Raw genomic sequence first — 12,894 nt, forward strand, 5'->3', positions numbered from 1 at the left:
TGCCGCCAGCTGCCTGAAAACAGGAATGAAACCAACTGGAGGGATATGAGTGTCAGAATTCAAACAACAGGAGTTGTTCTGGGGCCGAATGTTTCACACGGAAGACCGTCCTAGTGCATTCCCTTCGTTTCAAATGTCCGACTCAACAGTAAAGCGTGATGCAGCGAGTGGATCTGACTGTATTCACAGTTCATTGAGTGCGGATGTATCACGGCGCATCCTGTCCATGACGAACCAAACGCCAATGGCCGTCTATCTGGTTCTCCTGATCGGAATTGAATCTCTGCTGTACAAATACACAGGAGAAGAGAACGTAATTACAGGGATTCCAACCTTTGAAGACGAAACTGATGAAGATTTTCGTTTAGAACAGCTCATGTTAATCAAGCAGAATATCAATGCCGACAGTACGTTTAAATCGATATTCCACGAACTGAAACATACGCTGGACGAAGCAATCTTATATCAGGACGTTCCCTTTGAAAAAATGGCCGGACAGCTGCAGCTGAACTATAATAAAAATCATTTGCCGATCATCAATACGGTTGTTTCATTAGAGCAAATTCATTCTGATCGTTTCATAGAAACGGCTGCTGCAGATGCTTTGTTTCAGTTTGCTATGGGGGAAGACTCGATAAATGTAAAGTTATGTTTTAATGAACAAGCTTATGACCGCGAGTATATGATACAGGTGATCGGGCATTTAAATCGTCTATTTTCTATCATGTTATTCCAGCCCGACCTCACTCTCGGCCAAGTGGATATCTTGTCTGAAGCGGAGACTAATACTTTTCTCGCTGACTATCATCATACGAAAACTGAATATCCGCGGGATAAGACGATTTATCAGTTATTCGAAGCACAGGTGAAACGAACACCGGATCAACCAGCCATTATTTGCGGAGAAAAGCAATTCACGTATCGCCAGCTCAATGAACGCGCCAATCAATTAGCCCGAACCTTGAGGGCCAAGGGCGTTATGGCGGACCGGCTCACCGCCGTCATCAGTGAACACAGCATCGAACTGGTTGTGGGAATACTGGCCGTATTAAAAGCGGGAGGGGCCTATGTGCCAATTGATCCGGATTATCCGAAGCATCGCATACAGTATATAGTAGAAGACTCCCAAGCTGATATCATCCTGACGCAGAGCCATCTTCAAAAACAGTTGGAACTTGCGGGCACAATGGTTTTCCTCGATCAGGAAAGCTCTTACCACGAAGACGGCTCTGACCTGGAACCGATCAGCAGTACGAAGGATTTGGCTTATGTCATTTATACGTCAGGCTCCACAGGCAAGCCTAAAGGAGTGGCAATTGAGCATCAGGGCTTAACCAATTATATTTGGTGGGCCCGCCGGGTCTATGTCAAAGGGGAAAAAACCAACTTTCCCCTATATTCGTCCATCGCTTTTGATCTGACGATAACGTCTGTTTTCACTCCGCTCATTACAGGAAATTCCATTATTGTCTACAGAGGAGAAAACAGTGCTGCCTTGCTTGATTCCATTATTCAGGATTCAAGGACGGATATTATCAAACTGACCCCGGCGCACTTGCAGTTATTGAAAGAGATGAATATCCCTGCTGAGTGCACCATTCGGAAATTCATTGTCGGCGGTGACAATTTAAGCACGCGGCTCGCCCGAAGCATCAGCGGGAAATTCGGCGGAAAAATCGAAATTTTTAACGAATACGGGCCTACAGAGACAGTCGTCGGCTGTATGATTTATTCCTTTGATCCGCAAAACGACAGACGGGAATCAGTGCCGATCGGAACCGCCGCGGACAACATGAACATTTTCGTGCTGGATAAGAGCATGAAACCGGTGCCGGCCGGCGTCCCGGGAGAAATCTATATCAGCGGGGACGGCATCGCCAGAGGATACTTGAACAGAGCGGAATTAACAGCGGAAAGATTTTTGCAGCACCCCTTTGTGCCAGAGGTGAAAATGTACCGGACGGGAGATTTAGCAAGGCGGCTGCCGGACGGAAATATCGAATATTTAGGCCGGATCGACCACCAGGTGAAAATCCGCGGTTACCGCATTGAAATCGGGGAAGTCGAATCCGCATTTTTCCAAATACCGCCGATTCAAGAAGCTCTCGTTATGGCACAAGAAACCAACGGGGAAACATCCTTGTGCGCCTATTATACCGCACAGCATTCTTTAACCGCAGGCGAAATTCGGGAGCACCTGTCCCGGCAGCTTCCGTCCTATATGATCCCTGCTTATTTTGTACAGCTGGCAGCGATGCCGCTTACTTCCAACGGAAAAATAGATCGTCAGGCGCTGCCTGCTCCAACGGGAAATCTCACTGGCAATCCCTATACAGCTCCGCGGACAGAACTGGAAAAAATACTGGCCGGGGTGTGGGAATCCGTATTAGGCGCCGAACAGGTCGGAATCGATGATCATTTCTTTGAGCTGGGAGGAGATTCGATTAAGTCGATTCAGGTGACCTCAAGCTTATATCAAGCCGGGTATAAGCTTGACATCAAACACTTGTTCAAACACCCGACGATCTCCGGGCTTGCTCCTTTTATTGAGCCCGTTACCCGAATCGCAGAACAAGGGGAGATCAAAGGCCGTACCTTATTGACGCCGATTCAGCATTGGTTTTTCGCCCGGCAATACCCTGATCCGCACCATTATAATCAATCTGTCATGCTTTATTTTAAAGAGGGGTTGGACGAATCGAAGCTTCAGAAAGTCATGAAGAAGATTGCCGAGCATCACGATGCTTTGCGCATGGTCTATGTTCAGGGAGATCATGAATACGAAGCCAGAACCCGCGGGATCAGTGAAGGAGAATTATTCACCCTCGACGTGTTCTCTTTACTCGAAGAAAACAACCCTGCCGAAACGATAGAAACGATAGCAAATGACATTCAGCAATCCATCCATTTAGCCGATGGACCGCTCATGAAACTGGGATTGTTTCAATGTCAGGATGGCGATCATTTGCTGATTGCGATTCATCATCTGGTTGTAGATGGCGTATCGTGGAGGATTTTACTTGAGGATATAACGTCAGCTTATGAGCAGCTCCAAAACGGAGAAGCGCTCACGCTCCCTAAGAAGACGGATTCCTATCTGTTATGGGCTGAACGATTGAAACGTTATGCAGAAAGTCCGGAATTTGAAGCAGAAAATCAATATTGGCTTGAGCAGAGACATATCTCGCAACACAAATTGCCAAAGGACAATGAGCAGGAGACCGGTCTGGCCGAAGACCGGGAAACGATCATCGTCCAATGGACAGAGGAAGAAACCGAGCGTTTATTAAAAAAATCGAACCGGGCCTATACGACTGACATTAATGATTTATTGCTGACCGGACTCGGAATGGCTGTTCATCGCTGGACGGGGCATGAAGAAATTCATGTTCATCTGGAAGGACACGGCAGGGAATCTATTTTTCAAGACGTTGATATCTCACGTACGGTGGGCTGGTTCACAACCCAATACCCGGTTTCTCTTCAAATCCAGGCGGACCGGGACATCTCCCAGTGGATTAGGACGGTGAAAGAACAGCTGCGTCAGATTCCCCAAAAAGGAATAGGATATGGCCTGATGAAATATTTGACCGATCATCCGAAGGCATCAGAATGGACCGGACATCCGGAAATCAGCTTCAATTACCTCGGACAATTTGATCAAGATTTCGAAAATGGAGGAATCGAAGTATCTCCTTACTCCGGAGGGAAAATTGCGAGCGACAGGCATCCCATTGCCTATACGCTTGACATTAACGGCATGATCTCAGACGGCCGGCTGTCATTGGCCATTAGTTACAGCGGTAAACAATATCGAAGAGAAACGATGGAAACATGTGCAGCTCTCTTAAAGAACAGCCTAAAAGAAGTCATCGAACATTGCGCAGCTCAAGAAGACATTCACCTGACGCCAAGCGATATCTCGCTGAAGGACATAACAATCGAGGAATTAGATCAATTTGTTCAGCAAACACAGCATATCGGCGAGATTGAAAATATATATCCTTTAACTCCCATGCAGAAAGGTATGCTGTTCCACAGTTTAATCGATTCGTCTTCCAGAGCTTACTTTGAACAAGCCGCTTTTGATCTCAAAGGCGACTTGGATATCGAGGCATTTTCAATGAGTTTGTCACAGCTGGCGGAAAGACATGAGATTCTCCGGACTCATTTTTATACGGAATGGAAAGATCAGCCTTTACAGATCGTATTCCGAAAAAAACCGATCGAAATAACTGTTGAAGATATTCGAAGCATGAAGAATAAACAACGAAACGAGTTCATTGCCAGCTTTGTACAAAAAGATAAGGCAAGAGGATTCGACCTTATCCAAGATTCGTTAATGCGCGTATCAATCCTTCGTACAGAGGATGACCAAGTCCGATTGATATGGAGCTTCCATCATATTTTAATGGATGGCTGGTGTCTGCCTCTTATTACGAAAGAAGTGTTTGAAACCTATTATGAACTTCTTGAGAGAAGAAAACCGGAGCGGGAAGCCGTCACCCCGTACAGCCGGTATATCGAATGGCTGGAAGATCAGGATCATCAGAACGCTTCAGCCTATTGGCAAAAATATTTGGACGGTTATGAAGGACAAACCGTTTTACTGAAAGAACCTGTCTCAAACCAAGCCAAGGGATATCAAAAACAAATGCTTGCATGCCGTCTCGGAAAGCAGCTATCAGAAGAAATCAGACAGACTGCAAGCAAGCATCACGTCACCGTGAATACGTTCATTCAAAGTGCGTGGGGACTATTGCTGCAAAGATACAACAACAGTCAGGACGTCGTTTTCGGGTCGGTTGTATCCGGACGCCCGGCAGAAATTCCGGGGATTGAATCCATGGTCGGCTTATTTATTAACACCATTCCCGTACGTATTACCGCTCAGCCTGGAATGACTGTGGAACAAGTGTTGAAAATGAGCCAGGAGCAGGCATTGGCTTCTCAAGGGTATGATACATTTCCGTTGTATGAAATTCAGGCTCAAACCGAACAAAAGCAGCAGCTGATCAGTCATATTATGGTATTTGAAAATTATCCGGTCGAGAAACAAATGGAGCATATGAAACCGAATCGTGACGCGCTGGACATTATCAATTTCCATATGGAAGAGCATACCCATTACGATTTCAATTTCATTGTCATGCCCGCGGGAGAAATCGACATTCATTTTGTATACAATAGCAACGTCTATGATCATGCAAGTGTCGAACGGATGCAGACGCATTTCATACAAATCATGAAGCAAATGGCGGACGATCAGGACATTCGCGTTCAAGACCTTGAGATATTAACAGCGGATGAACGATCGCTCCTGATAGACAAGTTCAATGATACGGCGGCAGAGTATCCAAAGGAAAAGACGATTAATCAATTGTTTGAAGAACAAGCGGAGCGGACGCCGGAGCAAGTGGCGATTGTTTTTGAAGATGAGAAACTAACGTATCGACAGCTCAATGAACGGGCTAATCGATTAGCTCGAACATTAAGGGCCAATGGGTTGCAAGCGGACCGGCTCACAGCCATCATCAGCGATCATAGCATCGATCTGGTTGTGGGAATACTGGCTGTATTAAAAGCCGGCGGCGCCTACGTACCTATTGATCCGGATTATCCGAAGCACCGCATACAGTATATATTAGAAGATTCCAAAGCCGAGATTGTCTTGACACAGTACCATCTTCGGCAGAGATCAGCACATGCGGGCACAATCGTTCTCTTAGATGAGGAAAGCTCTTATCACGAAGAGCATTCTAATCTTGAGCGGACCAGCGATGCGAAGGATTTAGCGTATGCGATTTATACATCTGGCTCGACAGGCAATCCCAAAGGCGTACTAATAGAGCATCGAGGCTTAACCAATTATATTTGGTGGGCTGCCAAGGTATATGTCAAGGGGGAAAAAGCCAACTTCCCACTGTACTCCTCCATCGCTTTCGACTTAACGGTAACATCTATCTTCACACCGCTCGTAAGCGGCAATGCCATCATAGTCTTCGGAGGAGAAGACAGGGCTGCCTTGCTTTCATCTATTGTACGGGATTCCAGAGTAGATATTATCAAGCTGACTCCCGCTCATTTGCAGTTATTACATGAAATGGACATTCCACATGAGTGCAGGATCCGGAAACTGATTGTAGGCGGCGACAATTTAAGTGTGAGGCTGGCCCGGAGCATCAGCGAGCAATTTCAAGATCAAATTGAAATCTTTAACGAATACGGGCCAACGGAAACGGTCGTCGGATGTATGATTTATTCCTTTGATCCGCAGAAAGACAGACGAGAATCGGTGCCAATCGGTACGGCCGCGGCCAATATGAATATTTATGTGCTGGATGCGGGGATGAAGCCGGTGCCGATCGGCGTTCCCGGAGAAATATACATTAGCGGGGCCGGCATAGCCAGAGGATATTTGAACCGCCCGGGATTAACGGCCGAGAAATTTGTTGAACACCCGTTTGCCGCAGGCGAAAAAATGTACAAAACGGGAGATGTCGCCCGATGGCTTCCCGACGGTAATATCGAGTATTTGGGAAGAATTGATCATCAGGTGAAAATCCGGGGCTACCGGATTGAAATTGGCGAGGTCGAAGCGGCTTTATTGCAACTGGAATCTATCAAAGAAGCAGTTGTCATCGCGATTGAAGAAGAGGGCTCAAAGCAGCTGTGCGCTTACTTGTCAGGAAACGAGTCATTAAATACGGCGCAGCTGAAGCGTCATTTGCTGAACAAACTGCCCGCGTATATGATTCCGGCTTATTTTGTACAAATAGAGAAGATGCCGATAACCGCTAATGGAAAAGTCGATCGAAAAGCTTTGCCGGCTCCTGAGGGAAATAGGCTTACCGGAACCGAATACGCAGCGCCCGGAACGTTAATTGAAAAGCAGCTGGCCGATATATGGAAGGATATTTTAGCTCTCAGTGACCCGGGAATTAAAGATCACTTCTTTGACGTTGGCGGCCATTCACTTAAAGTATTGCAGCTCATTCATCAAATTAACGCCGATATGGGAGTCAACATGCATTATCAAGCCGTATACGATTTTCCTACCATCGAAACAATGGCACGCGCCATTCAAGCGGCAGTTTTCGAATCCAAGACGGATCATAACGTATTCGTCAAGCTGAACCAGGAAGATTCAATCCCTGTGTTCTGTTTCCCGCCTTTAATTGGGTATGGACTCGTTTATCATGAAATGGCAAAAAGACTTGACGGCGGTTGCACTGTCTATGCGGCTGATTTCTTAGAAGAGACGTCTCATGAGAAAGAGATCGTTGACCGGTATGCAGAAAGCATGATACGCATTCAGGAACAAGGGCCTTTTGTTTTGCTTGGTTACTCTTCGGGATCGAATTTGGCTTTTGAGGTTGCTAAAGCTTTGGAGAAGCGGGAACGCACCGTATCTGATGTGATTATGCTGGATTCTAAAATAACCACTTCGGTAACTCATTTATCGGAAGAGGAAATCGAAGAGATCGTCCATCTGAATATGGACATTATCCCTGACTATTACAGAGAAATATTAACCATTCCTTCGATTAAGGATAAAATCAGAGGCTACCTTGCGTATCACAATGAACTGATCAATTCGGGCGCCGTCAACGCCAACATCCATCATTTGCTATGCGGTGATGTAACCGATAGAGGATGGACGCAATCAACAGCACAGCATTATTTTGAGTACAAATTAAAAGGAGATCATGTGACGATTTTTGAACCACATAATATTGAAGAAAATGTGGATGCGATCCGATCTATTATCAAAAGAATTGAAGAACGGAATAACCAAGGACGTCTTCTTGAAGAACAACTGTCAATGGGATCGTTTGCGGGAAACACAAAGTTTGACAAAATGTAAATGATCTAGTACAAAATGCTGCTTCTGGAAGTCGGCGGCATTTTGTACGAAAAAGAAGAGAGTAAACTCATGGATTTGAAACGGTTTCCTCGTTATGCGTTCTCCATGACCATTTGTCATCAAATGTTAAAAGAAAATCCTCATTTTAAGGAAAAAGAAGGATATTCAGTCATGACAAAAAAGTGTAGCTTATGTTTATGGGTTCTTGCTTTATGATTGAGTTGCATTACTGGGAAGTCGTCGTATGCTGCCAACACTGCAATTTCCCAAAAGAACCCCTATTTTAAGAAAAGGAGGATACTAAGTAATGAGGAAAAAGTGTAGCTTATATTGTTTATGGGTTCTTGTTTTATTATTGAGCTGCTTATCTGGGAAGTCTGCGTATGCTGCCAGTACGCCAATTGCAAAACATGTAGGAAATTCAAACCCGCTGATCGACCATCATTTGGGCGCTGATCCGTTTGCGTTGACCTATAACGGAAGAGTCTACATCTATATGTCAAGTGATGACTATGAATATAATAGAGACGGATCGATTAAGGATAATACATTTGCCAATTTGAATAAAATATCCGTCATATCTTCAGCGGATATGGTGAACTGGACAGACCATGGATCCATTCCGGTAGCAGGAGCCAATGGGCTGAATGGCGGCCGGGGGATTGCAAAATGGGCAGGTGCGTCCTGGGCTCCGTCAGTCGCAGTTAAAAAGATAAATGGCAAGGATAAATTCTTCCTTTATTTCGCTAACGGCGGCGGAGGTATCGGGGTCCTTACAGCAGACAGTCCGACCGGCCCGTGGACAGATCCGATTGGAAAAGCATTGGTTACAACAAGTACACCAGGAATGTCCGGTGTTGTGTGGCTTTTTGATCCGGCAGTGTTCGTAGATGACGACGGTACCGGTTACCTGTATGCCGGCGGAGGCATCCCTGGCGGTTCAAATCCAACACAGGAGCAATGGGCAAATCCTAAAACAGCAAGAGTCATGAAATTAGGGCCTGATATGACCAGTGTTGCTGGAAGTGCATCTATGATCGATGCGCCTTTCATGTTTGAAGACTCGGGAATGCACAAATATAACGGAACATATTACTATTCCTATTGTATTAATTTCAGCGGCGCGCACCCAGCCGATAAACCCCCAGGTGAGATCGGCTACATGACCAGCCGAAGTCCCATGGGTCCCTTTACGTATAGAGGTCACTTCCTGAAAAATCCGGGTGCGTTTTTCGGAGGCGGCGGGAACAACCATCATGCCGTTTTCAATTTTAAAAACGAGTGGTACGCGGTGTATCATACTCAAACAGTCAGCTCCGCTCTGTTCGGGGCCGGCAAAGGATACCGTTCTCCCCATATTAATAAGCTTGTGCATAATTCAGACGGATCTATTCAAGAGGTAGCGGCAAATTATTCAGGCGTAACACAGCTTTCTAATTTGAATCCATATCACCGGGTAGAAGCTGAAACGTTTGCCTGGAATGGACGGATTTTGACCGAGAATTCCTCTGCACCCGGCGGGCCGGTAAATAATCAACATGTAACAAGCATTCATAACGGAGACTGGATTGCTGTAGGAAATGCAGACTTCGGGTCAGGCGGTGCCAGGACGTTTAAAGCAAATGTAGCATCCGCTCTTGGCGGGAAAATAGAAGTGCGTCTCGATAGTGCAACCGGTAAGCTTGTAGGAACCCTGAATGTCCCTTCCACAGGCGGAACGCAAAATTGGAGAGAAATAGAAACTGCGGTAAGCGGCGCAGCCGGTGTGCACAACGTATTCTTTGTATTTACCGGAACAGGTACAGGAAACTTGTTTAATGTTGATTACTGGCAGTTTACGCAAAGATAACACCAGTTATGGCACCGCTTGCTTGCGATATAAAAGCAGACAGAACACATTTTTCTAATACGGTAAAAGACATTGAAGGAGAGGAAAAAATGATGTCGAGCGTCAAAAAAACAATTTGTCTATTATTGGTATGTTTCACTATGCTGTCAGCAATGTTAATGGGCCCAGGCGCTGCTGAGGTCTTGGCGGCAAATGATGTAACAGTTAATATTTCTGCAGAAAAACAAGTGATTCGCGGTTTTGGAGGAATGAACCACCCGGCTTGGGTTGGAGATTTAACAGCTGCTCAAAGAGAAACTGCTTTTGGCAATGGACAGAATCAGTTAGGCTTTTCGATCTTAAGAATTCATGTAGATGAAAATAGAAATAATTGGTACAAAGAAGTAGAGACTGCAAAGAGCGCGATCAAACATGGGGCAATCGTTTTCGCTTCTCCCTGGAATCCTCCAAGCAATATGGTTGAGACCTTCAATCATAATGGTGACACATCAGCTAAACGCCTAAGATACGATAAGTACGCCGCATACGCGCAGCATCTTAACGATTTCGTTACCTTCATGAAGAGTAATGGTGTGAATCTGTATGCGATTTCCATCCAAAACGAGCCTGATTACGCTCACGAGTGGACGTGGTGGACGCCGCAAGAAATACTTCGCTTTATGAGAGAAAACGCCGGCTCGATCAATGCCCGTGTCATTGCGCCTGAGTCATTTCAATACTTGAAGAATTTGTCTGACCCAATCTTGAACGATCCTCAGGCTCTTGCCAATATGGATATTCTCGGAACCCACTTGTACGGGACTCAGGTCAGTCAATTCCCTTATCCTCTTTTTAAACAAAAAGGAGCGGGGAAGGACCTTTGGATGACGGAAGTATACTATCCGAACAGTGATAACAACTCGGCGGATCGATGGCCCGAGGCCTTGGATGTTTCACAACATATTCACAATTCGATGGTAGAAGGGGATTTTCAAGCTTATGTTTGGTGGTACATCCGAAGATCATATGGTCCTATGAAAGAAGATGGCACGATCAGCAAACGCGGCTACAATATGGCTCATTTCTCAAAGTTTGTGCGCCCTGGATATGTAAGGATTGATGCAACGAAAAACCCTAATCCGAATGTTTACGTGTCAGCCTATAAAGGTGACAACAAGGTCGTGATTGTCGCCATTAACAAAACCAATACAGGGGTCAACCAAAACTTTGTGTTGCAGAACGGATCTGCTTCGCAAGTATCCAGATGGATCACGAGCAGCAGCAGCAATCTTCAGCCTGGAACGGATCTCAAAGTAACGGACAATCACTTTTGGGCCCATCTGCCGGCTCAAAGCGTGACAACATTTGTCGTAAAGCGTTAAGAGAACCTAAGCAAGCTGTTCCGCTTCGTATAACCGCTGATGGTGGTACAAAAACCTAGAAGGCTTGTTAAGCAAAACATTTAATGAAAATTCAACGCTCTTCCATACTATGTCTGAAAAAAGCGATATTCCGATCGGAATATCGCTTTTTTCGTCTCTCCAATATAGGAAACAGATAGTCTATAGAATAAATAAAAAATAGCGGAACACAGAATAATAAGTCTAAAAAATCAAGGGCAGGCTATGTAGCATTCATTCGAACTAATGCTTTATCAAATTCAGGCTCAAAATTGCACGAATTCTTACGAGGATAAAAAAGCGAATGGATTAAACAAAGTGGAAATGAAGTATTTAAAAGGACTATCAGGCTCCAAAGCACTTGCAAAAAATTTAGAGGTCCAAATGAATATTTAAGTATTTGTTTTCAAGTTTAGTCATAACTATGTCTATATTTAAAATAATATCTATTTAATAATCAAGAGAAAAACACATTTGCACTGCATAGTCATTGCTGTTTTGATTAGTGTAAGATGCACATTCATGCGAGGGAATGAACCAATATACAAAAAATGGCGCGGGAAAATTTAAATAGCAATCTTGTAAGAATAGCAGCTAAGCTATTGAACAGCTTTTATAAAATGACTTTTGACTTTGAATTGCTCTTTCTCACTATGATAAAACTTCTTCATCAGCGCTCTCTCCTAAATCCAATATAGTAAAACCCTCAATTACATTGCAAATTCCCAGAAAGTTTTTCCTGCCTTTAGATAAGGTCCAAACATTATTCTATTGGTTAGCCAAGAAGCTATTACTGCTTTCTCTTTTTCGGGCACTTATATTTATATAATCAGGAAGAGAAAGTGATTCAGAGACATTCACCTTTTTTATTTTAGCTAGTGAAGTGAAAGACCGCTGGAGCTTTTTCTGCATAGAATAGCTGGAACTATTCAAAAAGGCAGGGGATGAAGTTGAGTGAATGATGTGATTGTAAATGGAGGTTTTGAAACAGGCAATCTGACGGGCTGGGCTTCTGCAAATACTTCCGTTATTAATACTTTTGCCCATTCTGGAAGATATTCCGCACAGTTTATCAGTAGCCAGCCGTATGCTTTTTTAGGGCAGATCGTCCCTGTTGTTTCTGGACAATCTATGATATTCCTTGTTTCGCTTGGGAGACTTGGAAACAACCCAAGTCCTCAAGTAACTATACAAATTTTATTTGTCAACAGTGAAGGGGAAGAGATTGAAGGCGGACAGGAAATTATCATTACCCCCGGAAATTTACCAAATGTCTCATTTAATACATGGAATGAAATATATAGAACAATTGAAACCCCCGCTGAAGCAGTAAACGCAGTAGTGGTAATAAGTAAAATCACTTTTGGGTCTGTTCTAATTGATGATGTTTCTTTAATAGAGTCTATTGGACCGACTGGACCGACCGGGCCAACTGGAGAAACTGGACCAACTGGAGATACTGGAGCCACCGGAGTAACTGGACCAACCGGAGTAACTGGCGATACTGGAGAAACAGGACCAACCGGAGTAACTGGGGCCACCGGAGATACTGGCGCTACTGGTGTAACTGGAGCTACTGGTGCTACTGGCGCAACCGGAGTAACTGGACCAACTGGTGTAACTGGACCAACCGGAGTAACTGGGGCCACTGGAGTAACTGGACCAACCGGAGTAACTGGCGATACTGGTGTAACTGGAGCTACTGGTGCTACTGGTGCTACTGGCGCAACCGGAGTAACAGGACCAACTGGTGTAACTGGACCAACCGGAGTAACTGGCGATACTGGAGAAACAGGACC

4 protein-coding genes are annotated in these 12,894 nt (G+C 44.8%); all 4 read left to right on the plus strand.

The genetic code is table 11. The features are described 5' to 3' along the window. Nucleotides 1–49 precede the first annotated feature (49 nt). Nucleotides 50–7,867, plus strand: a complete 7,818-nt coding sequence (locus tag V756_RS0121390; protein ID WP_024716465.1) for a non-ribosomal peptide synthetase — start codon at nucleotides 50–52, stop codon at nucleotides 7,865–7,867. 307 nt (nucleotides 7,868–8,174) lie between these two features. Next, nucleotides 8,175–9,716: a glycoside hydrolase family 43 protein gene (locus V756_RS0121400; RefSeq protein WP_024716467.1), complete on the plus strand. Its 1,542-nt coding sequence runs from the start codon at nucleotides 8,175–8,177 to the stop codon at nucleotides 9,714–9,716. 89 nt (nucleotides 9,717–9,805) lie between these two features. Then, a complete protein-coding gene (xynC, locus tag V756_RS0121405; protein WP_024716468.1) occupies nucleotides 9,806–11,077 on the plus strand; it encodes a glucuronoarabinoxylan endo-1,4-beta-xylanase XynC in 1,272 nt (423 codons plus the stop codon). Between the two features lie 972 nt (nucleotides 11,078–12,049). Then, a partial coding sequence (locus tag V756_RS1000000124180) for an NTTRR-F1 domain (protein ID WP_024716469.1) occupies nucleotides 12,050–12,894 on the plus strand: 845 nt, incomplete at its 3' end.

The sequence above is a fragment of the Bacillus tequilensis KCTC 13622 genome (assembly GCF_000507145.1).
Taxonomy (GTDB): Bacteria; Bacillota; Bacilli; order Bacillales; family Bacillaceae; genus Bacillus; species Bacillus tequilensis.